This is a genomic window from Acetobacterium wieringae, from assembly GCF_026646375.1.
GTDB lineage: Bacteria > Bacillota > Clostridia > Eubacteriales > Eubacteriaceae > Acetobacterium > Acetobacterium wieringae_A.
On sequence record NZ_JAIPPU010000003.1, the window covers coordinates 202,545 to 226,143 of the forward strand.

Here is a 23,599-nt window from a genome sequence, read left to right on the forward strand (position 1 = left end):
TCGTTCTTTATTACCCCCGCAGCTGATCCAGCGCCGCTTTCTTGTCCCCACTTCGCATCAGGGTTTCGCCAATCAGCACCGCATTGGTCCCATTTCCCCGAAGTTTCTCGATGTCTTCCGGTGTTTGTATCCCACTTTCTGATACAAACAAAATTTCCGGGGGCACCAGCTGACGCAGTCGGATGCTGTTATTTAAATCTACTTCAAAAGTTTTAAGGTTGCGGTTATTGACCCCAATCACCCGGGCACCGGCCGCCAGCGCCTGTTTAACTTCCGCTTCGTCATGGGCTTCCACCAGAGCCGATAAGCCCAATTCATCGGCCAGGGCAAGGTATTCCCGAAGCTGTTCGGTGGTGAGAATTGCGCAGATCAGCAAAATCGCATCGGCGCCGATCTGGTGGGCTTCAACAATCTGAATCGGGTCGATGATAAAATCCTTACGCAGCACCGGGATACTCACCTGCTGTTTTATTTCGGTCAGAAATGCATTGGCCCCCTGAAAAAAATCCGGCTCGGTGAGCACCGAAATGGCATCGGCGCCAGCGGCCTGATAGTCCCGGGCAATCTCCAGATAGGGAAACTCCGCTGCAATCACCCCTTTCGACGGCGAGGCTTTTTTAACCTCGCAGATAAACGCCATCGCCCCGGCATCCCGGCGTCTGGCCAGGGCTTTTTCAAAAGCAAACGGTTTTTCTGGTGGGTGTACCTGGCTTTTTAAGTCCTCCAGACTGGTCGTTTCTTTTAGCGCCGCCACCCGCCCGGCGGTAGCCGCGACAATCTTCTCCAGTATCATGCCAGCACCTCAATGGCCAGTGCATTGCTGCGCTTGACAAAGGCATCCAACTTATCCTTGGCCTGGCCGGAGTCAATTAGATCTTCAGCCATCTTGACACAATCCCGGAGAGTGATATTGTTGTGGGACATATACAGGCAAAACGCCGAGTTCATCACCACTACATCCCGTTTGGGCCCTTTTTCACCGTTTAAAATGCTTAGTGCAATGGCGGCATTTTCTTCTTTTTCACCGCCAATCAGATCACTAAGCGAACAGCGCTTAAGACCCAATTGTTCCGGGGTAATAAAAAAGCTGTTAATCTTACCATCGGCAATTTCGCAGATGGTGGTGGTATCCGTCAGGGTGATCTCATCCAGACCATCGTGTCCGTGCACCACCATCCCCCGCTTGACGTTGAGCTTATTGAGCACATTGGCCAGTGGCTCCACCAGATTTTCATCATAAACCCCCAGCAGCTGCATATTGGCCCCGGCAGGGTTAGCCAGCGGGCCAAGAATATTAAAGATGGTCCGAATTCCCAGTTCCTTGCGAACCGGCCCGGCGTATTTCATGGAGGCGTGATAGGTGGGGGCGAACATAAAGCAGATCCCCAGCTCGTCGAGCAGCACGGCGCTTTTTTCGGCCGACAGTTCAATGTTTACACCCAGCGCTTCCAGCAAATCAGCCGATCCGCATTTACTGGAGACACTGCGGTTACCGTGTTTGGCCACTTGAACCCCACCAGCCGCAATCACCAGGGCGGATACCGTGGAAATATTAAAAGTGGCCACCTCATCGCCGCCGGTACCGACAATGTCCAGCACATCGGTTTTAGGATGGATTTTGGTACACTTGTCACGCATGACCATGGCGCAGGCGGTGATCTCATCGATGGTTTCCCCCTTCATCCGCATGGCGGTAAGAAATGAACCCATCTGGGCATTGGTGGCCTCACCGTTCATAATCTGATTCATGACCTCCCGGGTTCGCTCCAGCGAAAGGTCTTTGCCGTTGACAATATCGTATATGGCTGATTTAATCATTTTTCGCTTCCAATCTTTAAAAAGTTCTCAATCATCTGGTGACCGGCCTCGGTAAGAATTGATTCGGGATGAAACTGCACCCCATAGACATCATAGCTCCGATGTTTCACCGCCATGACCTCGCCCTCGTCGTCCTCGGCGATAATCAGCAGCTCATCCGGCAGGGTACTCCGCTCGGCACTGAGGGAGTGATAGCGACCGGCTGCAATAATCGGCGGCAACCCCCGAAAGATCGGGCTGCCGTTGGCGATATGAACCGTACTCTGTTTTCCGTGCATTAGGGTACTGGCATAGGTGATGGTACCACCAAAAACTTCGCAAATCGCCTGATGCCCCAGACAAACCCCCAGAATCGGGGTTTTATCTTTAAAATAAGCAATCACCTCTTCACAGACTCCGGCATCGACTGGTCGTCCCGGCCCCGGCGAGACAATGATGTGATCCGGCTGCAAGTCAATAATTTCCGGCAGACTGAGCTCATCATTTTTGATCACCCGGATATCCGGATTGATGATCCCCACATATTGAAACAGGTTATAGGAAAAGCTGTCGTAATTGTCAATCAGTAAAATCATTATTCCACCTCCTGAGCCCGTTCCAGGGCTTCAAACATCGCCCGGGCCTTATTTCGGGATTCGTTGTACTCTTTTTCGGGGATGCTGTCGGCGACGATCCCGGCCCCGGCGGAGACATAAACCGTGTCGTTCTTTTTAACCACCATCCGAATGGCAATGCACATATCCATGTTGCCGGAGAAGTCGATATACCCCACGGCGCCACCATAGACGCCCCGTTTCTGGCCTTCTAACGCATCGATAATTTCAATTGCCCGCTTTTTGGGTGCCCCGGACAAGGTTCCCGCTGGAAGCACTGCTCCCAGGGCATCCAGCTGATCCAGCCCCGCTTTCAGGGTGCCGGTAACGGTCGAGGAAATGTGGGAGACATGAGAGTAGCGAACCACCTCTTTATAGGTTTCTACCTTGACCGAACCAAATTCACTGACCTTGCCCAGATCGTTGCGACCCAGATCCACCAGCATGTTATGTTCACTGAGTTCCTTTTCGTCCTTTAACAGCTCGGCAATCAACGCCTCGTCTTCGGCCGGGGTGGCGCCCCGGGGACAGGTGCCGGCAATTGGAAAGGTCGATAGCTGGCCGTTTTTCAGCGATACCAGAGTTTCCGGCGAAGCCCCGGCCACCTGAATCCCATCAAAGTCGATATAAAACATATAGGGTGATGGATTAATCGTCCGCAGCACCCGATAAGCCGATAAGAGATCACCGGAAAAGTCAGCTGCCAGCCGATTGGAAATCACCGCCTGAAAAATATCCCCCTGATAAATGTGTTCTCTTGTTTTTTCCACCATGTCACAATAATAGTCTTTGCTAAACAGGGAGCGGTACTCTGAGGTCACCTGCCCCCGGAAGGCCGCGGTGCTGCTTCCGTTTTTAATCAGCGCCTCAATTTCCTTAAGCTTAATGACCCCGTCGATATAGTTTTTCTCAAAATTGTCGGTTTTAATATTAACGATGATCACAATTTTCTGACGCAAATGATCATAGGCGATGACCTTGTCAAAGAGCATCAGATTCAGGTCATCAAAGTCTTCAGTATTTTCATTTGTCAGCACCAGATTGGTTTCGGTATATTTGACAAAGTCATAGGCAATATAACCGACAAACCCGCCGGTGAACACCGGCAGAAAATCGAGCTTGGGGCTTTTCCAACCGGCCAGAATTTCCCGCAGCACCGTTCGGGGATCATCGGCCAGGGTATCCTTGGTCTTGCCATTTTTGACCACCACCTCGCCATCCAGACAGGTGACAGACAGGGTTGGGTCAAATCCGAGAAACGAATACCGCCCCCATTTTTCGCCTCCTTCAACACTCTCCAGTAAATAACATTTTTTGCTGGTGGTTTTTAAAATTTTAAGCACCTCGATCGGTGTCTTGATATCCGAAAACAGCTCCAGACTAATCGGGATGCTCTGATAATCATTGCAATACCCTCTGGCCTCTTCCATCGATGGTTTAATCATAATCGTATCCTTTCCTTCGTTGGTTTTGTCTCTACTATTTATGCGTTTTTTTAGTAATAAAAAACGCCCGTCCTTGATTAATAAAAAATTAATCAAGGACGAGCGTAAAAATTACAAACCCGCGGTACCACCTTAATTTACAGAGAAAAATCCCTGTACACTCTGCAGGATACTAACATATCCCTCGCAACTGACGTATGCGTCACGTCGCAGAATACTCAGAAATTACTTTCCTTTGACTGCGCCCTCAGTGGTCCATTTGATGCTCTGCGTTGTGCGAGGCTCTCAGCCTTCCCCGCTCTCTGTAACTGCACGATACACCGTTATCTCCACGTCAACGGTTTATTGATGTATTCAATTAAATAAAGCATAATCGATATGACCGCTTTTGTCAAACTAAATTTTTCTGATAACGCCTTCATTAAGAATTTACCATAGGTAAATGTCTTAACTGGCTTTTAGAGGCAGTTGCAATTCTGCCGTGAGCTTTGTTCGTCAGCAATCACTGACCGTCAGTTTCATCGGTATAAAGCGGATGCCGTTGTTTTCCTGTTCTTCGGCAATGTCCACAAAGCCAAAGCGGTGATAAACTGCCACTGCATAGGGGGACGAATTTACCGTTAGAACAAAGGGGGCTGCCGGGTGCTGGCGTTTTAGTTCGGTCAGTACCGTCTCAAAAAGCGCCCGGGCAATGCCCCGGTGGTGATAATCCTTGTCGACAAACATCAGCGAGATATGAAATTCATCCCGGGTACCAATCACCCCGACAATCCGGCCGTCCTCATAAAACCCCCATAGAATTTTATGGCCGCTTTCGAGATCTTCGTTCATTTCCTCCAGCTTGAAGTCCAGATAATTGGTAAAAGTCTGGCGGCCTTCTTCGCTGTAACCATCGGCAATAAATTCGCTAAAAACCTGATTGGCCAGATTCACTGCAGCTTCTAAATCAGTATTGTCAATTTTTTTAATCATCTAACCCTCTCTCCTTGATGTCTATTTGAATAAACCCGCTAATTATTTTTGATTGAATCGGCCAACGCCGTCAAATTAACCGGCTCTGGACAGAAACCCGGGCTATCCATCCGCAAGGCATTCATGTAATTGATATCCTGCTCACCCAGTTTCTGGAAATAACAATTGATCCGGTGGTTTAAAAACAGATTATTCAGCTGAAAACCAATCGGCACCGGCGCATCGATGTGTTCATATACCAATCCGGTTTCGGTAAACGGCGGCGGATATTCGGCCGCTGGCAGGGTCGGTATGAAATCATGGACATTATAAATCCGATAACTGTTTTTGACCTGGCTGTTGTATGCCCTGGCAAAAACCCTGTCTCCGGGTCTCCCGACGGCATAGGTATAGACAATTGCATCCGGTCTGGCCGCATTGACAGCAAAATCCAGGGCCGCCAGAATCGACAGATCCCCACCCAGACTGTGGCCGGTGATATAGAGTGACTTATCCCCGCAGCGACGAATCAAGTCGATTACGTCCTCCCGCAGTGACTGATACACTCGGGTGATGCCCCGGTGACTAAAGCCAGCGTTTTTTACATAGGGATAGGGAATCTGAAATAGATCCAAATCCGAATCCAGATTGGGTGTAGAATCCGATCCCCGAAAAGCAAGTACCAACCGATCTGCTGACTCAGCAATAAACCCAAAATTTTCTTCACTTTTTTCGGTCACCCCGGCCTGACCCTTAAATGATGCGCGCAACTCAAAACCCGCCGGCAGCGAAAGCTGCTGCTGATCAAAAAACGGATAAGTTTGATAACAAAAACCAGCCATTAAAATGGCATCCTGTTTACTGTACGCTTCCGGCAGATTATCTTGCTTCATCGTCATTCTCCTTTGATTTCATAAAAGTGTGCTAGCGTTTGTTTTTATTCTTCGCCTGGCGCATCAGCTGTTTCATTTCGCCTTTGCTGCCAAACATTTTTTTGATCTTTTCAGCTTCCAACTGCCGGGAATTGAGCCCTTCATAGTCCAATTCCTTTTGCAGTTTGTGATAATTTTCCAGTCGCTTTTCAGACAACAACCCGGATTCAACGGCGGCTTTTACCGCACAGCCTGGCTCACCACGATGGCTGCAATCGCCAAAGCGGCATTCCGTGGACAGGCTTTCAATATCCTCAAAGGATCGGGACAAATCAGCACTGTCCAAATGAAGCTCCCGCATCCCCGGGGTATCAATAACCACCCCGCCACCGGGAAGTTGCAGCAACTGCCGATGGGTGGTGGTGTGCCGACCCTTGTCATCGCTTCTTAAGCCTTTGGTTGCCAACACCTCAGTCCCAATCAGATGGTTGATAATGGTTGATTTTCCAACCCCAGATGAGCCCAGAAAGACAATCGTTTTGCCCGGGGCCAGATAATCGGCAATCTGTTCGTAACCACGGTTATCGACACTGGAGCAGACCACCACATCAGTGCCGACCCGAACCGTCGAAATCTCGCTAAGCCGGGCTGCTAAATCATCACAGAGATCGGCCTTGGTCAGGACAATCACCGGCCGGGCCATGCTGTTCCAGGCAATTGATAAATAGCGTTCCAACCGTCGCAGATTAAAATCATTGTTGAGTGACATGCAAATAAACACCAGATCAAAATTAGCCGCCACAATCTGGCTGACGCCACTGGTACCCGCCGCTTTGCGCTCAAACAACGACTTGCGGCTTAACACCTGATGAATCACTGCATGTCCAGAATCTGCCTCGGTACGATCAATCATCACCCAATCGCCAACCACTGGAAAACAGGTACTATCCCCGGCATCAAAGGCAAACTTCCCCGATACCTCGGCCAACAGTTCACCTTCCTCAGCCACTACCTTATACAGTTCCCGATGCTGTTCCGTCACTCGTGCCACAAACAAATTGCTATATAAACTGGCTTCCTGCAAAAAGCGCTGGTCCAATCCGTAATTTTCCAAATCGATTTTATTCATTTTTATCCTCCAAATTTTATTGATCTAGATAATTGCGAGACTGCCGTGCGCTTCGCTGCCGGTTTGCGGAAACCGACATCAAAGCAACTTTTGTTCTTATTTTCAGCATGACGCAACCACCTATATAAATTTCATCCGATTGGAGGGCTAAAGGCCTAGTATCGTACTTTGCCCTCCGGCGTCACGACACGATCCATTTGATTGATATTTTTCATAAATTCTCCATTCTATTTAAATTCAAATTCCAGCTTGTTAACGAGAGCCTATCCCAGTACCGACAATTGTTACATCATGTTGTACGCATCAAGGCGAACAGGTCATCGACCTGTCCGAGCTTGTGGCAAATAACAGATTAACAATTGGTCGGTACGGTAGCACTGCATATCTCGATTAACACACGCTGCCATCATTGTATATGATTCTTTTTAATCAAGTCAAGGTAAATAAATTGCTTTTTAATGGAGAATCTTAAAACTCCCCAAGAAAACAAATGCATTCCTATCTAAAATCGGATAAAATAGAACTTAATACTATATGACGAAAGGCTTAAACACAATGAGAACACTAAAATACGCCATCCTCGGCTTAATTAACCGGGAAACCATGACTGGCTACGATTTAATGAAAGTCTTTAATATGGAGCTGGTCAATTTCTGGTATGCCAGACATAGCCAAATCTACCCGGAACTCAAAAAACTCACCGACGAAGGGTTGATCACCTACGAAATTCTACCAGAAGACGAAAAGCTCCGCAAAAAAATTTATTCGATCACTGAAAAAGGCCGCCAGGAATTTCATAACTGGGTTTTACAGCAGGATCTGCTGGAGCCCACTCCCAAGGATATTTTTCGACTGAAAGCTTATTTTATCGAATCCCTGTCCCGTGACGAAATCCTGTCACACTTCAACTATCAGCTGACCCAGCGCCAGGAGAAACTGCACAAGCTTAAGCACAATATGACGGTACTGTTGGACACCAAAGACATTTCCAAAATACAGAGCCCGGAATACGGTGACTACATTGTCCTGAAGTCAGCCATCAAACGTGAAAAATCCTACATTGACTGGCTTTGCGAATGCATCGAAGAAGTCACCACCAACACCCGTATCTATGGTGACGAAAGGAGGTCTTTATGAGCCCAATTATCTGCCCACGATGCGGCGGTACCAACACCAGTCCGGCGACCCAGCTGGTTCTGTATTGCCAGGATTGCCAGTCTGAATTTGGCGGCGATCACCAGGAGCTACTGGCAACCACCCGCCAGATCGTCCTGAACACCCATCAGCATGGCGCGGCCAGCCAGAATCTGACCTTTACCCGAACCCCGGCCGGGGCCACCATTGAAGGGCCGTTTCTCTGTTACTACCCGGATCTGCCGGAGATTTACATCGACCCTCAACAGTGGCAACAGCTGCTGGCCGATTTTTATCAGCTTTATATCTTGGATTGGCAACCCGAGTATCGGGACCATGACAGCGAAAAAACCGTTAGCGCCTTTGGCTGGGATCTAAAAATCAGCTTCGATCACCAGCAACCCTTTTATTCCCGGGGCCAGGGGCTATACCCGCCCTACTGGTCGGCTCTGATGGATCTCTTTGCCAGCTTTGGCCTGCCCAACATCGGCAAAGCCCTGGGCCAGAATTTTTTACAGCTCCAGACTTTCTAAAATTTAACCGGAATTTTATGGAACTCTCGTTTAGTATGCGCTAAAATGTGGTATAAAGAAAGCGTCACGAAGGAACTTACGAACAATGATTGCTTTATTTTCCACAACCAGCAGAAATCGCTATGCGAATTTCTACTGGTTCGCGGACAGTCGCCAACTACAAGCAAACATGTGATTGGCTCATTGCCTTCACGAAAACAATTTCGTAACGTGTAGGCGAACAGGCGATAGCCTGTTCGACGTACAGTGTAGAAAGTGTTTCGTGCGAAACTGACCCTAAAGCTCACGGCACTCGCAACCCCAACAGTACTTACGTACTCTCAAAAAAGAAAAGGCGGAAATCACAATGAAAATTTTAAACAAGCATTCCATCGGTAATAAAATCACCTCGATGGTGATTATTTTTGTCGCCCTGGCCCTGCTGGTGATTGGCATCACCGTCACTGTCTTAAACATCACCACCGAAAACCAGCAAATTGAAGAACGGATGAATCTGCAATTAAACCAGACCATCACCGAGGTTGAACAGGCGCTGGACAATCACAGCAAAGTGGTTGAAAGCCTCGGTACCACCGTTGGGGTCACTGGCATCCAGATGACTCCGGCCGAATACAGTACCCTGCAGACCCAATTTGTGGCCCTGAATCCCGATACCTATGGGGTCGGTGTCTGGTATGACTATAACGGCTATCAGCCGGGAATGAAGTATTTCGGTCCCTATGCCTATCGGGATGGCGATAATATCAGCTTTGCCGAAGCCCTGTACAGCACCGACGACTACGACTACCCCAACCAGGAATGGTATCTGGCCGGGAAAAACGACAGCAAAACGGTGGCCTGGTCACCACCCTATCGGGATGAAACCCTAGGAATTTCCCTGGTTACAGCCACCCAGGGCTTTTATGACAGCAACCAGCAGTTTAAAGGCGTGGTCACTGGCGACATTGATCTTTCCAATCTGCAACAGATGATCAGTGAGATCAAGGTCGGTGAGACGGGCCGGGCCTTTCTGGTGGATCGGGACGGCCTTTATATTGCCGATGCCGATACCGCCAAGGCGATGAGCGTCAATCTGCGGGACGATCCCAACACCAGCCTGGCAAGCCTGAGTGAAAGCATCCTCAGTGGGAGCACCGGCTCCGGAGCGTTCACGGATGCCGCCGGTAAAAACAACATCTATTATGCGCCAATTCCCGCCACTGGCTGGACGCTGGCCATTATGGAACCCCAAAGCGAACTCAACGCCCCAATTACGATGATGATTTTCCAACTCATCGGTCTATTTTTACTGACTCTGATCGTTCTGAGCTTTATCATCATCAAACAGGTCAAAGGAGTGGTCAATCCGATTGTCTTAATTACCGAGCTCTTCCATAAAGCCGAACTGGGTGATTTTGACAGCGAAATCCCCGCCGACATTATCAACCGTCAGGATGAACTGGGACAACTGGGGCTATCCTTCCAGAAACTGTCGGAAAATATTCAGGAAAATATCGCCACTCTGGAACAGATTTCTCAGGGGAACCTTAACGTCACCGTCGATATCAAATCCGACAAAGACATCGAGTCCAAAAGCCTGATCGAGGTGGTGGACAACCTTAAGAACCTCGAAACCGAAGTCAACCTGTTGACCCAATCGGCCACTGATGGTCACTTATCAATCCGCGGCGATGCCAATAAATTCCAGGGCAAGTTCCAGGATATTGTAGTTGGCATCAATAATACCCTGGATGCCGTGGTTGAGCCGCTTAATATGTCAGCAGACTACGTCGATAAGATCAGTCGAGGCCAGCTGCCGGAAAGAATCACCGCCACCTATCACGGCGATTTTAATACCATTAAAGAAAATCTGAATGCCTGTGTCGATAATATCAAGGCCCTGGTATCCGATGTCGACATGCTGGCCCAGGCGGCCACCGCCGGTCAACTGGAAATCCAGGCCGATGCCACCAAACATAGCGGTGACTACCGTAGTATAATCGAAGGCTTTAACAACACCCTCAACTCCCTGCTGGCACCGATTAACGAAGCCCGCCAGGTGATGACTAAAATGGCCGCCAATGATTATACCCTTTCCATGACTGGCCATTATCAGGGCAGTATGAATGAGTTTGCCGCCGAAATCAATCTGGTTCATGCCCGACTCCTTACCGTTCAGGATGCCTTTATTGATATTTCCAATGGCGATACCAGCCAATTGCCCGAGTTTGTGGCTGTCGGAAAGCGTTCTGATAACGACAAGCTGATCCCTTCAATCATTGCCACCCTGACCACCATCGATAATCTGATTGCCGAATCCCGAAATCTGGCCGAGGCCGGAATCAATGGTAATCTGGAAGTACGCAGCGATGCCGCCCGCTTTTCCGGCGGTTATCGGGACATTGTTCAGGGCTTCAACCAGACCCTGGACGCCATTGAACAGCCGATTAACGAAGCCGCTCTGGTGCTGGCCCAGATGGCCGACGGTAATCTGACCCAACCGATGGAGGGTGATTATCTGGGCAGCTATGCGATTATCAAGAATTCCTTAAATGATACGATGAATTCGCTCAACGAGATCCTTGGCAACATCAATCATTCTGCCGATGAAGTCGCCTCCGGTTCAAGGCAGGTTTCTGATGGCAGTCAGGCCCTGGCCCAGGGTGCCACCGAGCAGGCCAGCTCAATGCAGGAGCTCAATGCTTCCATTGAAGAGGTGGCCGTCCAAACCCGGGAAAACGCCATTAACGCCAACCAGGCTAATCAGCTAACCCTCACCGCCCAGCAGAATGCTGAAAACGGCAATCTGCAGATGCACCAAATGCTGGATTCAATGGCCGAAATCAATGCTGCCTCAGCGAAGATTTCCAATATCATCAAAGTTATCGATGATATCGCCTTCCAGACCAATATCCTGGCCTTAAATGCCGCAGTTGAAGCGGCCCGGGCCGGACAACAGGGCAAGGGCTTTGCGGTGGTTGCCGAAGAGGTCCGGACCCTGGCCGGTCGCAGCGCCGAAGCCGCCAAAGAAACCACAGCGCTGATTGAAGGCTCCATTGCCAAGGTTTCCGAGGGTACCCGGATCGCCAACGATACCGCCGCATCCCTCGAGGAAATTGTATCCGGCGTGGCCATGGTCGCTGATCTGATTAGCAAAATTGATGTCGCATCAAATGAACAAACCGCCTCCATCAATCAGATCAATGTTGGGATCGATCAGGTGGCCCAGGTGGTTCAAACCAACTCCGCCACCGCCGAAGAAAGTGCCGCTGCCAGCGAAGAACTCTACAGCCAGGCGGAGCTGCTTAAAAACATGGTCAGTAAGTTTGAATTATCCAAGTAAACAGTATACGCTCGACCTCCGTGATGCCGAATTCCAAGACGGCATCACGTTTTTTTATTTTGCAAATAAAAAAAACACCGTTAAAAAACGATGTTGGTTTTTAAAGCATCTGTAGTGCCGACAATAGTTACAACTTGTTGTGACCTAGAGGTCAGTCCCTCTGCATCGGGGCGAACCTGGCGATAGCCTGTCCGATCCTTCGCGAAAGCAACGAGCCAGTCATAAACTTGCTTATAGTTGGCGACTGCCCGTGACCAAAGCGAAAGGAGCGTAGCTGATTTCGCATGGCGCAGCAGACAACAGATTAACAAGGGTCTGACCCCTTGGTCATTGGTCGATAAGGTAGCTTAGCAATAATCTGATTAATCCAGCGCGACATTGATTTCAATCTTAATGCCATCGACATCAAACTCCACACACATGACCTGATCCCTACTCATACTCAGCTCAATGCTTTCACCCGTCAGCATCGTTGGCGGTGAAATATCAACGACGATATTATCATTGGAAAAATTAATGGCAGCATTGGCAGTCAGCATATTGGACAGCTCGGAAATAGCACTCTTGGCCATATCATCGAGTTCCTCCACCGGCATCCCCATCATCATAATTGAGGCAATCTGTTTTGCCCCTTCCGTATCGATGGCATAGGCGACATTGCCTTTCTTATCACCAACAATCCCCAGCGTTAAAACAATCCCGCTGGCCACAATTTTTTTTGTTTTTTCGCTTTGCTCTTTTAAATTAATGTTCTGAAAACCCAGTTGTGGCATCACATCAGTAATTGAAGCGATAAAAGGGTTGATAATTGTTACATCCATTCGACAACCCCCTTTTGAAAACCAACATTCATAAAGACTTCCCCGAGATCGGTTTTAATCACAAAGGACTCACTCATTATATCCCCAATTGAAATAATGATATCCTTGCCTCGAAATACGGTTGGCGGTGAAACCCGCAGACCAAAGGAACGATTAAGGCCATTTAATAGGGAACAGGCATTGCCGCCAATGACATTGGTAAATTCGCTTAAAAAGTTAATCGCCTCATCGATCTGCTGACCATCATCCTGTAATATTTTTCGGGTCATTGCCAGCGCTGTATCTTCAGACATATCCATAATCAAGCGACCATCATGACGACCAATGATCCCAATGGCCACTGAAATTCCCGAAGAACAGGTAGTCATCGGATGATCTGCGACCTTATCAATAACCACTTCCCCGCCAATTTCCCGTTTTAGAAAACTAAAAATTGATTCTTTAAAGGCTTCTTCGAAATTATTTTTTAGGATTCCATACAGCTCATCACCCTCAAAAAGCCGTTCAATGGCAGCATCCAGATCGGTCTGATCCACCGGTTTCTGCAGATAGCCTTTGATCCCGGCTTTTCTGGCCCGCTGAATGATCTCCTCATCCATCATGGCGCTGATAGCAATTATTTTGGTGTCCTGTAAATGGTTTAAAATTTGTTTTGAGCATTCGATGCCATCACCATCCGGTAAGGTCATGTCCATTGTTATCAAATCTGGTTTGATTTCCTGTGCTTTCTGGATTGCTTCGCTCATATTCAGAGCCGTGCCCACTACTTCAATTCCATCTTTTTGGAGCATCCGCTTAAGCACTGCTATTGAAAAAGTTGAATCATCGACTATCATCACTCTAATATTTTCCATTAATCTACCGCCTTTTCAATCGAATCAAAAAATTCCTATTTACTAATTTTACTGGTTATATGCAGCGTTCGTCAAGCACTATTTAATGTGCAGTCAATCTTTTGATACCCAGATTCACCCTAATTATTCAGGCTCCTGCGATTATCTTTTTGCTTGTTTTTGCTATAAAATCGATCCCGCTCTTTTTTGCCGCCACTGTCACCATGGCTGCGCCGATTTTTGGGGGCTGTTCCCTGATGGCCGGGCAAGCGTCGGGATGCACCGGGATTGATTTCTACTGGGTCTGGTACCAGTGGAAAGGGATGGACGGCCACAACAGGAATGGATTTTAAGGTCAGTTTTTCGATCCCTGCCAATAAGGGCATTTCATCCTGGTCACAAAAGGAAATGGCGCCCCCCCCAGGCCCGCCCGACCGGTTCGGCCAATCCGATGGACATAGGTCTCCGGCACTTCTGGCAGGTCATAATTAAAAACATGGGACAGTTCGTCAATATCAATCCCTCGGGCGGCAATATCGGTAGCCACCAGAACCCGAATTTTGCGTTCCTTGAAGTTGTTTAAGGCCAGTTGCCGGGCATTCTGGGATTTGTTGCCATGAATGGCCTGGGCCTTGTACCCGGATCGCTCCAGAAGCTTGACAATCTTGTCCGCCCCATGCTTGGTCCGGGAAAAAACCAACGCCGAAACGATTTCCTTGTTTTTAAGCAAATGAATCAACAGATTGATCTTATTGGTTTTATTGACATGATAAACATTCTGCTCAATCACTTCAACCGTGGATGACACCGGAGTAATCGTAACCTTGACTGGTTTATTTAACATCGTTCCTGCCAGCTTGGCAATTTCCGTCGGCATGGTTGCTGAAAAAAGCATATTCTGTCGCTCCACTGGCATATGTTTGATGATTTTCCGGACATCCTGGAGCATCCCCATATCCAGCATCATATCCGCCTCATCCAGAACAAAAGACTCGATCTGGTTCAAACGGATATATTTCTGACTGATCAAATCCAACAGTCGGCCTGGAGTGGCGACCAGTATATCAACCCCGGCGGATAAGGCTTTGGTCTGGGGATTCTGCGATACACCACCATAAATTACCAGGGTTTTAAGCCCCAGGAACTTGCCATAAGCTTTAAAGGAATCGCTGATTTGCAGAGCCAGCTCCCGGGTCGGTGCCAGCACCAGTGCTTTAATCGGGCGGTTACCCTTAAGATTTCGCTGTTGATAGGAAAGCTTTTGTAAAATCGGGATCGCAAAGGCAGCGGTTTTACCGGTACCGGTCTGGGCGCAGCCCAATAAATCATTACCTTCCAACAACGGCGGAATCGCCTGCTCCTGAATTGGCGTCGGCTGGGTATAACCTTCAGCTTTTAAAGCCTTCTGAATCGGCTGGATAATATTTATATTTTCAAATTGCAATCGGTTCTCCTTTTTATCTATACTCTATGGGTGATCCGTAATCGAACAACCCTGATCATAAATAAAGAACGCCATTCGCGTTCTTTAGAAAATTTCTTTACTTGTCGAAGAAGCCGCCACGCTTGGTCGTTTTAAAGGCTTTTCGCTGGCTGATTCTGGTTTGACCCGCTTTGTCAGTCTTGTTGGCTTGCTGAGCACTCTGTTTTTTCTTCGCTTCAATAATTTTTTTCATTGCTTCAATGTTATTCATTGACATAAAACCCCTCATTTCTCAAGTCTTTAACGGTAACCTCAGGGCACGTGCAAAATAGATGACAGGATAAAAAAAAACTTATGCCATTTTCAGGCATAAGTTTAAACGTTCATGTTACTTAAATAACTTGAATATTTTCGGCTTGTGGGCCTTTTGGTCCTTGTGTAATTTCGAAAGAAACTTCCTGACCTTCTTCTAATGTTTTATAACCGCTCGATTGGATTTGTGAGAAATGTGCAAATACATCTTTACCATCTTCTCCTGTAATAAAACCAAATCCTTTTTCTGCATTAAACCATTTTACTGTACCATTCATCATGCGTACCTCCTAATTTTATTCCCTAAATCCTGGTAATACGGATAACAACTACATTTCTAAATTAGGATAATACTGTAAAGCATAGTACCAATTAAAAATAAAACTGTTAAATTCATTTACTGTTAATTTAAGTTCTTATTCATAATAACACGAAATAATTAATTATGCAAACTATTAACGCAATTATTTTTTAGCTAACTTAAAACACTTAATTAAACGCCCCCTTGTTCCACTATTTTTTCTTCGAAAGGATGGCAAATCGTTCTCTAAAATGGTACAATATAACAACTGTTTCTAAATTCTTACTGAACATTAACAGCCTGGAGGCTTTTAAATTTAAGGTGGCATTTAGCTAGTATTTTTTCTTAGGAGGTTTCATATGCGTTTAGTTACTCGTTCAGATTTTGACGGTTTAATCTGTGGCATGCTTTTAAAAGAAGCCGGCATTATTGACGATTGGATTTTTGTACATCCCAAAGACCTGCAGGACGGGCTCTTTTCCCCCACTGAAAATGATGTGCTGGCCAATGTTCCCTATGTTCCCGGTTGCGGGATGTGGTTTGACCATCATTCATCCGAGCAGGATCGGATGGGGTGGCACCCCGGAGTGGCCGGTGAAAGCCGTCTGGCTCCCTCAGCCGCCCGAATCATCTACGAATATTACGGCGGCGCCGAAAAATTCCCCCATTACGGTGATATGATTGTTTCTGTTGATAAGGTGGATTCCGGTAATCTGACCCGGGACGAGATTTTAAACCCCACCGGCTGGATTCTGCTGGGCTTTATCTCTGATCCCCGCACCGGCTTGGGACGCTTTCGGGATTTCCGGATCAGCAATTATCAGTTAATGGAAGAACTGATTAACCTGTTTCGTAACCTGTCCATTGAAGAGATTCTGCAATTACCGGATGTCAAAGAACGGGTTGAACTCTACAACGATCAGACCCGCCTTTTTACAGAAATGGTTCATGCCCATACCCGCATTGAAGCAAATGTGATCGTCACTGATCTGCGGGACGTGGAAACCATCTACACCGGCAATCGTTTTATGATTTACAGCCTCTACCCCGACCAGAACGTCAGCCTTTGGATTGTCGATGGCAAGCAAAAACAGAATGTTTCGATTGCCTGCGGCTACAGTATCTTAAACCGCAGCTGCACCGCTGACATCGGTAAACTGATGCTCAAATACGGCGGCGGCGGCCATCACATGGTCGGCACCTGCCAGGTTCCCTACGCTGATGCCGATGCCACCATCACCGCCATTGTCGACGTGCTAAAGGGCGCATAAAAAAAGCGCAACCGTTACTGGTTGCGCTTTTGTTATTTCGCTGGCCGGAATTCAAAGACCTTCAGGGAGCCCTTATATCCCTGAAAAGTCAGGTAGGCCACCGAGTGATCGGGATTAAACCAGGCCATCACCGAATAGGAGTTGGCGGGATCCTTTTTGTTATAGGCTGAGTTGATTTCGGTTCCGTCGACGCCGCCCATAATGGTCTTAACTTCTTCATACGCCATTCCTTCTTTAAGAGAATTAACCTGATCCGCCGTGACATTGGCATTGACCAGACCGTCCAGATAGGTATCGTCGGGCACATAGAGTTGTTTGAAAACAACGATCTCCGGAGCTTCTTCCGAATCGGACGTTTCAGCCCCGGTGGTGGCCACCGTATCATAGCTGACGGTCACCCCATACCCGGTATTTTCATCAATATAGTTAAAGCCTTTACCCTTGGCTGAACCCTCAACCGCCAACGTTTTTTCTGCTTCGTCTTTGGTCATTCCCACCAGCACCTGATTATAAAGGTTAAGGGGATCGGTGCTGATCTCTTTCTTGGCGCCACCGAATATTACAAACACCACAACAGCCACAACAGCTAAAATAATAAGCGCAATACCACCAAACAGTAGTGGTTTGGGAATTTTTTTGTTCGCCATTGTTGGAATTTTTAATTTCATCAAATCTTCTCCTGTTTTATATTCAATAATTGTGTCAACACGGGTAGAGCGTCACGACCCGTTGCAAAAAAGTGATATCATACGTCTCTACAATAACACTTTTCACTGAACTAATTCTAAACAAAAGCGATACCTTTGTCAATTCTAAAGAACACATCCGCTTTAGTTCTCCCATAATCGCTGTCGTTTTGACGTCTCACGATCCCAAAACAAAATATTCTTCCTTTACTTTTAGAATCTGCAATTATTTCCAGATTGTAGTTGATATTTTTTCACTCAATTCATTTGACAACGTCTTCATCTCATGATAATGTTTGCATATGTAAACAAACCGCCGGGATGTATGTAATATTTTCAGTTCAGTGGGATCAATCTGTTTAACTGATGGTCTGGTACTCTCATCATTATGGATGGTGTGATTTGTTCTGAAATGACCCGGTAAATAAAAAGGAGGCTTTTTTTATGGCAGCTAAAATTTTATTGGTCGGTAGCGTAATGATGGATCTAATTCTTCGGTGTGAACGGGCACCTGAACCCAGTGAAAGTGTTTTAGGACACGATTACCGCAATGCGCCCGGTGGCAAAGGCAGCAATGCCGCAGTGGCAGCCGCCCGTACCGGCGCCCAGGTTTCTGCTTATGCGACCATCGGCGATGATGCCAATGGTGAATATCTGTTAGATTGCTGGAAAAAAGAAGGGGTTGACACCACCTTTACGATCACCAAGCCTGGTGCCAACACCGGTTTTGTGGCCATAACCCTGGAAGACAACGGCCAGAATCGGTTGATCATCTTCCCCGGAGCCAACATGCTGACTCCTCCCGATGAACTGGAAAAAGTATTTGAAAATGATTTTGATGCGGTTCTGCTACAATTTGAAATTCCCCTGGAAACCAATGCCAAAGCCATTGAACTGGCCAATAAAAAGGGTATCATCACCGTGCTGGATGCCGGTCCAGCCCAGGATTATCCACTTGAAAAACTACCCCCGGTCACCATCCTATCTCCCAACGAAACCGAAACCAAGGCTCTGGTCGGTATCTATCCCGCCGATCACGCATCCTGTCGAGACGCTGCCCAGAAACTGATGGAACGTAACGGCTGTAAATTCGTGGTTCTGAAACTGGGCGATCGCGGCTCCTATCTCTATGGCGACGGCCTTGATGTGATGATCCCCCCCTACAAAGTTGATGCCATCGATCCCACCGCCGCTGGGGATGCTTTTACGGGTACCCTGGCGAAAGCCTATGTGGAAATGGGGGATCTGGTTACCGCGGCCAAATATGCCAGCGCTTCTGGGGCTCTGACCTGTACCCAGTTAGGCGCCCAACCATCGCTGCCTACCGCTGCCGAAATTGATGCCTTCCTGGCCACCCAGAAATAAGTCATATAACGCAAAAAGCAACAAGCCGATTTAAGGTTTGTTGCTTTTTTAGTATATTGTTTGTTTAGCAGCACGACCCAGTACCGACAATTGTTACATCATGTTGTACGCATCAAGGCGGACACGGCAACGCCTGTCCGAGCTTGTGGCGAACAACGGATTAACAATTGGTCGGTACGGAAGTATTCGCTAACCTCAGCAACAAACCACCATCGCAATTTGTTGCTTTTTTTGTACCAGTTTTTATGCCAGTTCCAGCCCGAAATAGCTTTTCAAGGCCTCTTTGATGGTGGCCTCGCCGGTGATGGTGGTTTCGGTCATGGTTTCACCGTCAATGATCTTTAAGTGGCCATCGAAATAGGTAATCTTACCGGTTTCGGTGACCAAAGTGCACATCAGTGCCTGCCGGAAAAAGGATTCCTGATAGGTGGAGGTATAATGATTGGCAATCAGATAATCGGCCGGACTGCAGTTTTCCCGGGTAAAGGCGTAGATTGGTTCAAACCCGCCTGGGGTCTTAAATTCCACCCGGTAACCGTAATCCGGATCGGCCATCACCCGATGGCAGCGGCCCAACTGCTCCTGCTCCAAACCTTCTTCAAACAACAGTGGCGCCACCAGACCATTGCCGCCAAAGCCCACGTCACAGAGCCATGCTTGGCCATCGGCTTTTACCAGCAGCACCCGATGGGTTTTTCCCGAATGCTCAAAACCACCCTGATAGACCCGAGCCAGATGGCTGCTGACCAAAAAGCCCATTTCGGTCAACACCGCTGCAAACAATCCGTTCATCTCAAAACAATAGCCCCCACGACGATTGATGACAATTTTTCTAAAGAGCGCATCAAGCTCCAGAGAAATGGGTTTTTGGGCATAAACATCCAGGTTTTCAAAGGGAATCGCCATCACATGGCCAAGATGCAACTGTGTAAGGGTTGCCGCCGACACCTCGGTGCCACCGCTGTAATGAATCCGTCTAAAATAGTCCTCAAGGTTAAATAATTTATCTGGCATCGCTTCTCCTCTTTATACATTTCAAAGATATGGCTAGTATACCAGAATTACCGGAAAAACAATAGCTAATTGAGCTCACCGCCGAACAGCATCACCGCCTGGCTAATAATAAAGATTGCCAATAAAAAACAGCACCACGATATGCAACGGATAAAAAACATAGAACAGGTATTTCAGTCCCCGCCCCTTTTCACCATTATAGGACAGCATCAGCGGCAGGGATGCGATCATCATCCACTGATAATTATTGTAAAGCAGTGCCGTCGGCCGGGGATCAAGGGACCACTCCAGCCCCAGGAAAGCCAGACAGAAAAGCCCATAGGACAGGATCAGCCGCTTCTTGTCGGTGCGGTTAAAATAGATCAGCACTCCCAGAAAGACAAAAATGAAACTGCCTTCATTAAAAATCAGATTGCCGGTGATGGCGCCGACAAAACTCATCATCCCCATCAGCGGCACGACCTGCGCAATCACGATACAAAGAATCGTTGTCAATACCTGATAGCCGGCGAACAAAGCCAGATAGCGGTTGCCTTTGGACTTTTCGGTTTTTCGCAGCTCAATGAGCCAGACAATCACCGCCACCAGCAGCAGGGTCACAAAAATATTGTTGGTCATCATGGCGTAAGGATCAGCCACAATATTATTACAAATAAGGGCGATCATTGCCATTCCCACACCAAAAAAATACATCCGCAGTAGGTATTTCCTGCGGTCATGGGTGTAATAAAAGCCCCAGGCCATACAAAACATAAAGACGGGTGCTGAAATCCGCCCCACCCAGTGGAGCCACAGCGGCGTGCCCGGAATAAACTGTCCGATGTGGTCCAGCAGCATCAAAATCAGGGCAATCAGTTTTAAACATGTCGAGTTCATTGCTTCTCCCCTCTACTGCAAACCATTTTTTTGGATCACAATTTTAATTTCCGCGTAGGAATAGTGCTCCGGCAGCGCTTCCTTGATCGGCCGCAGAGCCTCCAAGCCGACGGTGCCGATGGCGTTGATAATTGCCACTTCTTTTTCGGGATCAACCAAATCCGTCCAATCAATCGTCTGACCTTCCTGATCACAGCGGATCAGGTGACCCAGGACGGTGTTTTCGGTCAGCTCCCGCTGTCTGGCGATCTCGGCAATCGACAGTCCCCCGGCGAATAAATCGTAGCTGATTTCCCAGGAAGGGATCTTTAGCTCTTCTTCGCCCGCTTGTGGCCGGGCCACTCGGGGTTCCGACTCAGCTGGTTCCGGCCGGGACCGGAGGGTAATCGGATTGTTATCGGCAAAACGGCTAATCGCTTCGATAAAGACCGAACCATAATGATCATAGCGGGCCTGGCCGACGCCGGTGATGTTTAGAAAATCGGCTTCGGTTCGGGGAAAATAGGCGGCCATTTCCTTTAAAGCCGCATCGGGAAAGATCACATAGGGCGGCAGTCCTTTATCCGTTGCGATCTCCCGTCGCAAGGCCCGCAGTTCGGAAAACAGGGCATCATTGTAATCCACCGGGACAGTGCTTTTACCGACGCTGCGGGTTTTGGTGGTCGTAAGATTAAGCAGGCGTTTTTTATGATAGACGGTTTTTTCGCCTTTTAAAACCCGGCCCGCCGTTTTAGTCAATTTCAGTACCGGGTACTCGTCGGCGGTAACAACGATGTATCCTTTGGACACCAGGGTCATAATCAGTTCCCGGAGGCTTTCGGCGCTGTGTTCGGCCATCAGGCCATAGGTGGACAGCCGATCAAAGCCCAGCTCCAACACTTTTTTGTTTTTCGATCCCCGCAGCACCGCAATCACCATATTCAGGCCAAAGCGATTTTTCATCCGGTAAATACAGGACAAAATCTTCTGGGCGTCCCGGGTGATGTCCACCATTTCGGACTGATCCAGACAATTCCCGCAATTGCCGCAGCGCTCATAATCGGCCTCTTCGCCAAAATACAAAAGGATGCTTTTTCTGAGGCAGTCATTGGTATGGCAATAATCAACCAGATACTGGAGGTTTTCAAATAGCAGCGTCTGCCGTTCCGGTGAGGTCTGATTAAGCCCAATCAACTGCTTCTGCTTAACAATATCCGCCGGCGAATAAAGGATCGTGCAGTGACTGGGCTCACCATCCCGGCCGCCACGTCCGGCCTCCTGATAATAGGCCTCCATATTCTGGGGCATGTTATAGTGGATGATAAAGCGCACATCCGGCTTGTTGATCCCCATCCCAAAGGCATTGGTGGCCACCATGATCGGCAGCTGGTCATTGATAAAATCCTGCTGATTACGCTCCCGTTCCTCGGGACTCATGCCGCCGTGATAAGCGCCGACTAAAAACCCCAAACCAGTCAACCTGGCCGTGAGGCTTTCGACGGTTTTGCGGGTGGCACAATAGATAATCCCCGACTGGCCGGGAAAGGTTTGCGTGATGGTGTCTGTGACATAGCCAAACTTATCGCCGGTCTTAACCACCTGATAAAGCAGGTTGGGCCGGTCAAAGCCGATAATTGATTCCACCGGATCACGCAGACCAAGCAGCGTTTTGATTTCCTTTATAACCGGGATCGTGGCGGTGGCCGTATAGGCGGCTACCACCGGTCGGGGCGTAAGACTCCCGATAAAACCGGGAATCTCCCGATAATGGGGCCTAAAATCATGACCCCACTGACTGATACAATGCGCTTCATCCACTGCCACCAACGACACGATAAGCGCTCCCATCAGCTCAACAAAGCCCGGCGCACAGAGCCGTTCCGGAGCAATATAGAGGAGCTTGTAGCGATTGGCCCGAAGCTCAGCCAGCCGTTTTTGATAGCTTTGCTCATCAAGGCTGCTGTTTAAAAAGGTGGCCGGGATACCCATTTCCCCCAGCGCATCGACCTGATCCTTCATTAGTGAAATCAGCGGCGAGATCACCAGTGTGATACCGGGCAACTCGATGGCCGGGAGCTGATAACACAGCGATTTTCCCCCACCAGTAGGCATAATTCCCAGTACATCCTGGCCATTGAGGACGGCGGTGATGATTTTTTCCTGGCCCTCTTTAAAGGTATCGTAGCCAAAATACTGGCTCAAAGTTTTTTTTAGCGTCACTAGTAACCTCCTCATACATCCCGATCACTGTCTTGATCATTTCACCGGCTTATCTAAGTATTTATTATAAGATAAAAAAGCACCCCTGACAAGGAATGCAGTGTCTTCATAAACTCCTGCAACGGCTCAATCGAATTAATCTCCATCGGCACTTCGAAATAACGTTTTGGCAATCTTCACAAAAGCTTAACATTTTGTTCAAAAGTCCTTAACAAATTTAGTCTATACTTAAAAACAGATCAGCAGTCGATCTGTTACACACCAAATAAGCAGCGAAATTTTTCGCTACTTTTACAATTGAATCTTGTTTAACGAAAGGAAATAACAATGGTACAGTCACGATTTGCAACTTATTATGAAAACCATCCAGAGACTAGCGATATTTCACTGATTCTAAAAACATGCAAAAATCAAACGATCACCCCCTGTCACACCAGCACGCCTTCAAAAAATGAAATTGCTTTAGCTAAAAAGCAACGATCTGATGAATGGGATTATCTTAAAAATAGCATCGAAATGAAACTGGAGTTGGCTTTTCTCTATCTCAATCGTTCCAATGCTCATCTCCAAACCTTATAACAACATAGGTAACTGCGAAACTACCATGAGCTTTGCCCCCAGTTTCGCATTTACCTACTATAAAAATACTAAAGGAGCTGTTGCCCATCGTGACCGGCGGCAACAGCTCCTTTTTATTTTAA

General features: G+C 47.8%; 21 protein-coding genes and 1 pseudogene. 6 read left to right on the top strand and 16 right to left on the bottom strand.

The window, feature by feature from the left end:
• Positions 1 to 10: 10 nt before the first annotated feature.
• The 7 genes from trpC to rsgA all read right to left on the bottom strand — a co-directional run bounded on the left by trpC (position 11) and on the right by rsgA (position 6,808).
• Entirely contained in the window at positions 11 to 793 is a 783-nt protein-coding gene (gene trpC, locus Q7P33_RS04345; protein WP_303867664.1) for an indole-3-glycerol phosphate synthase TrpC, read from the bottom strand.
• Complete coding sequence (gene trpD / locus Q7P33_RS04350; protein ID WP_303867666.1) at positions 790 to 1,818, bottom strand: anthranilate phosphoribosyltransferase; 1,029 nt, start codon at positions 1,816 to 1,818, stop codon at positions 790 to 792. The genes trpC and trpD overlap by 4 nt, the downstream gene beginning before the upstream one ends.
• Positions 1,815 to 2,393 carry an aminodeoxychorismate/anthranilate synthase component II gene (locus Q7P33_RS04355; protein WP_303867668.1) on the bottom strand — a complete coding sequence of 193 codons (579 nt, stop codon included), beginning with the start codon at positions 2,391 to 2,393 and terminating at the stop codon, positions 1,815 to 1,817. Before Q7P33_RS04355 ends, trpD begins: the two co-directional genes overlap by 4 nt.
• Positions 2,393 to 3,856 (bottom strand): anthranilate synthase component I, encoded by a 1,464-nt coding sequence (trpE, locus tag Q7P33_RS04360; protein WP_303867670.1) that lies wholly within the window; start codon positions 3,854 to 3,856, stop codon positions 2,393 to 2,395. The genes Q7P33_RS04355 and trpE overlap by 1 nt, the downstream gene beginning before the upstream one ends.
• 495 nt (positions 3,857 to 4,351) lie before the next feature.
• Positions 4,352 to 4,828: a GNAT family N-acetyltransferase gene (locus tag Q7P33_RS04365; RefSeq protein ID WP_303867673.1), complete on the bottom strand. Its 477-nt coding sequence runs from the start codon at positions 4,826 to 4,828 to the stop codon at positions 4,352 to 4,354.
• Positions 4,829 to 4,866: 38 nt separating this feature from the next.
• Positions 4,867 to 5,700, bottom strand: coding sequence for a lipase family protein (locus tag Q7P33_RS04370; protein ID WP_303867676.1), 834 nt, complete (start codon positions 5,698 to 5,700; stop codon positions 4,867 to 4,869).
• A gap of 31 nt (positions 5,701 to 5,731) precedes the next feature.
• Entirely contained in the window at positions 5,732 to 6,808 is a 1,077-nt protein-coding gene (rsgA, locus tag Q7P33_RS04375) for a ribosome small subunit-dependent GTPase A (protein ID WP_303867679.1), read from the bottom strand.
• Between the two features lie 555 nt (positions 6,809 to 7,363).
• Between rsgA and Q7P33_RS04380 the strand changes: the two genes are divergently transcribed.
• The 3 genes from Q7P33_RS04380 (at position 7,364) to Q7P33_RS04390 (ending at position 11,797) form a co-directional block, all read left to right on the top strand.
• On the top strand, positions 7,364 to 7,945 hold the full coding sequence (locus tag Q7P33_RS04380; RefSeq protein ID WP_303867683.1) for a PadR family transcriptional regulator: 582 nt from the start codon (positions 7,364 to 7,366) through the stop codon (positions 7,943 to 7,945).
• A complete protein-coding gene (locus Q7P33_RS04385) occupies positions 7,942 to 8,475 on the top strand; it encodes a hypothetical protein (protein WP_303867685.1) in 534 nt (177 codons plus the stop codon). The genes Q7P33_RS04380 and Q7P33_RS04385 overlap by 4 nt, the downstream gene beginning before the upstream one ends.
• Before the next feature lie 346 nt (positions 8,476 to 8,821).
• Positions 8,822 to 11,797 carry a methyl-accepting chemotaxis protein gene (locus tag Q7P33_RS04390; protein WP_303867686.1) on the top strand — a complete coding sequence of 992 codons (2,976 nt, stop codon included), beginning with the start codon at positions 8,822 to 8,824 and terminating at the stop codon, positions 11,795 to 11,797.
• A gap of 362 nt (positions 11,798 to 12,159) precedes the next feature.
• Here Q7P33_RS04390 and Q7P33_RS04395 read toward each other — a convergent pair whose 3' ends face one another.
• The 5 genes and pseudogenes from Q7P33_RS04395 to Q7P33_RS04415 all read right to left on the bottom strand — a co-directional run bounded on the left by Q7P33_RS04395 (position 12,160) and on the right by Q7P33_RS04415 (position 15,464).
• Positions 12,160 to 12,618 carry a chemotaxis protein CheX gene (locus Q7P33_RS04395; RefSeq protein ID WP_303867687.1) on the bottom strand — a complete coding sequence of 153 codons (459 nt, stop codon included), beginning with the start codon at positions 12,616 to 12,618 and terminating at the stop codon, positions 12,160 to 12,162.
• Positions 12,609 to 13,472 (bottom strand): response regulator, encoded by an 864-nt coding sequence (locus tag Q7P33_RS04400; RefSeq protein WP_303867690.1) that lies wholly within the window; start codon positions 13,470 to 13,472, stop codon positions 12,609 to 12,611. Before Q7P33_RS04400 ends, Q7P33_RS04395 begins: the two co-directional genes overlap by 10 nt.
• A gap of 119 nt (positions 13,473 to 13,591) precedes the next feature.
• Positions 13,592 to 14,895: pseudogene (locus Q7P33_RS04405) on the bottom strand (DEAD/DEAH box helicase).
• 97 nt (positions 14,896 to 14,992) lie between these two features.
• The gene (locus Q7P33_RS04410; RefSeq protein ID WP_303867692.1) at positions 14,993 to 15,151 is read right to left on the bottom strand and encodes a hypothetical protein; all 159 of its coding nucleotides are present in this window, start codon (positions 15,149 to 15,151) and stop codon (positions 14,993 to 14,995) included.
• Between the two features lie 115 nt (positions 15,152 to 15,266).
• Positions 15,267 to 15,464, bottom strand: coding sequence for a cold-shock protein (locus Q7P33_RS04415; RefSeq protein ID WP_070369908.1), 198 nt, complete (start codon positions 15,462 to 15,464; stop codon positions 15,267 to 15,269).
• A 382-nt stretch (positions 15,465 to 15,846) separates the two neighbouring features.
• Here Q7P33_RS04415 and Q7P33_RS04420 point away from each other — a divergent pair, with 382 nt between their 5' ends.
• Entirely contained in the window at positions 15,847 to 16,758 is a 912-nt protein-coding gene (locus Q7P33_RS04420) for an exopolyphosphatase (RefSeq protein ID WP_303867693.1), read from the top strand.
• 32 nt (positions 16,759 to 16,790) lie between these two features.
• On the opposite strand, the gene Q7P33_RS04425 is transcribed toward Q7P33_RS04420, so the two are convergent.
• Positions 16,791 to 17,426 carry a hypothetical protein gene (locus Q7P33_RS04425; protein ID WP_303867695.1) on the bottom strand — a complete coding sequence of 212 codons (636 nt, stop codon included), beginning with the start codon at positions 17,424 to 17,426 and terminating at the stop codon, positions 16,791 to 16,793.
• 462 nt (positions 17,427 to 17,888) lie between these two features.
• On the opposite strand from Q7P33_RS04425, the gene Q7P33_RS04430 reads away from it, so the two are divergent.
• Entirely contained in the window at positions 17,889 to 18,809 is a 921-nt protein-coding gene (locus Q7P33_RS04430) for a PfkB family carbohydrate kinase (RefSeq protein WP_303867697.1), read from the top strand.
• A 243-nt stretch (positions 18,810 to 19,052) separates the two neighbouring features.
• Here the strand turns inward: Q7P33_RS04430 and Q7P33_RS04435 are convergent, their stop codons facing one another.
• From Q7P33_RS04435 to recQ, 3 genes are all read right to left on the bottom strand, one after another.
• On the bottom strand, positions 19,053 to 19,823 hold the full coding sequence (locus tag Q7P33_RS04435; protein ID WP_303867700.1) for an arylamine N-acetyltransferase: 771 nt from the start codon (positions 19,821 to 19,823) through the stop codon (positions 19,053 to 19,055).
• Positions 19,824 to 19,925: 102 nt separating this feature from the next.
• Positions 19,926 to 20,699, bottom strand: a complete 774-nt coding sequence (locus Q7P33_RS04440; RefSeq protein ID WP_303867703.1) for a TraX family protein — start codon at positions 20,697 to 20,699, stop codon at positions 19,926 to 19,928.
• Positions 20,700 to 20,711: 12 nt separating this feature from the next.
• Positions 20,712 to 22,898 carry a DNA helicase RecQ gene (recQ, locus tag Q7P33_RS04445; protein WP_303867706.1) on the bottom strand — a complete coding sequence of 729 codons (2,187 nt, stop codon included), beginning with the start codon at positions 22,896 to 22,898 and terminating at the stop codon, positions 20,712 to 20,714.
• Between the two features lie 327 nt (positions 22,899 to 23,225).
• Here recQ and Q7P33_RS04450 point away from each other — a divergent pair, with 327 nt between their 5' ends.
• The gene (locus tag Q7P33_RS04450) at positions 23,226 to 23,477 is read left to right on the top strand and encodes a hypothetical protein (RefSeq protein ID WP_303867709.1); all 252 of its coding nucleotides are present in this window, start codon (positions 23,226 to 23,228) and stop codon (positions 23,475 to 23,477) included.
• Positions 23,478 to 23,599: the final 122 nt, after the last annotated feature.

Coding starts and splice junctions, on each gene's coding strand:
- rsgA (WP_303867679.1), bottom strand. CDS start 6,808: ATGAATAAAATCGATTTGGAAAATTACGGATTGGACCAGCGCTTTTTG.
- trpC (WP_303867664.1), bottom strand. CDS start 793: ATGATACTGGAGAAGATTGTCGCGGCTACCGCCGGGCGGGTGGCGGCG.
- Q7P33_RS04410 (WP_303867692.1), bottom strand. CDS start 15,151: ATGTCAATGAATAACATTGAAGCAATGAAAAAAATTATTGAAGCGAAG.
- trpD (WP_303867666.1), bottom strand. CDS start 1,818: ATGATTAAATCAGCCATATACGATATTGTCAACGGCAAAGACCTTTCG.
- Q7P33_RS04435 (WP_303867700.1), bottom strand. CDS start 19,823: ATGCCAGATAAATTATTTAACCTTGAGGACTATTTTAGACGGATTCAT.
- Q7P33_RS04430 (WP_303867697.1), top strand. CDS start 17,889: ATGGCAGCTAAAATTTTATTGGTCGGTAGCGTAATGATGGATCTAATT.
- Q7P33_RS04395 (WP_303867687.1), bottom strand. CDS start 12,618: ATGGATGTAACAATTATCAACCCTTTTATCGCTTCAATTACTGATGTG.
- Q7P33_RS04415 (WP_070369908.1), bottom strand. CDS start 15,464: ATGAATGGTACAGTAAAATGGTTTAATGCAGAAAAAGGATTTGGTTTT.
- Q7P33_RS04385 (WP_303867685.1), top strand. CDS start 7,942: ATGAGCCCAATTATCTGCCCACGATGCGGCGGTACCAACACCAGTCCG.
- Q7P33_RS04355 (WP_303867668.1), bottom strand. CDS start 2,393: ATGATTTTACTGATTGACAATTACGACAGCTTTTCCTATAACCTGTTT.
- Q7P33_RS04420 (WP_303867693.1), top strand. CDS start 15,847: ATGCGTTTAGTTACTCGTTCAGATTTTGACGGTTTAATCTGTGGCATG.
- Q7P33_RS04370 (WP_303867676.1), bottom strand. CDS start 5,700: ATGAAGCAAGATAATCTGCCGGAAGCGTACAGTAAACAGGATGCCATT.
- Q7P33_RS04390 (WP_303867686.1), top strand. CDS start 8,822: ATGAAAATTTTAAACAAGCATTCCATCGGTAATAAAATCACCTCGATG.
- Q7P33_RS04400 (WP_303867690.1), bottom strand. CDS start 13,472: ATGGAAAATATTAGAGTGATGATAGTCGATGATTCAACTTTTTCAATA.
- Q7P33_RS04380 (WP_303867683.1), top strand. CDS start 7,364: ATGAGAACACTAAAATACGCCATCCTCGGCTTAATTAACCGGGAAACC.
- Q7P33_RS04450 (WP_303867709.1), top strand. CDS start 23,226: ATGGTACAGTCACGATTTGCAACTTATTATGAAAACCATCCAGAGACT.
- Q7P33_RS04365 (WP_303867673.1), bottom strand. CDS start 4,828: ATGATTAAAAAAATTGACAATACTGATTTAGAAGCTGCAGTGAATCTG.
- Q7P33_RS04440 (WP_303867703.1), bottom strand. CDS start 20,699: ATGAACTCGACATGTTTAAAACTGATTGCCCTGATTTTGATGCTGCTG.
- Q7P33_RS04425 (WP_303867695.1), bottom strand. CDS start 17,426: ATGAAATTAAAAATTCCAACAATGGCGAACAAAAAAATTCCCAAACCA.
- trpE (WP_303867670.1), bottom strand. CDS start 3,856: ATGATTAAACCATCGATGGAAGAGGCCAGAGGGTATTGCAATGATTAT.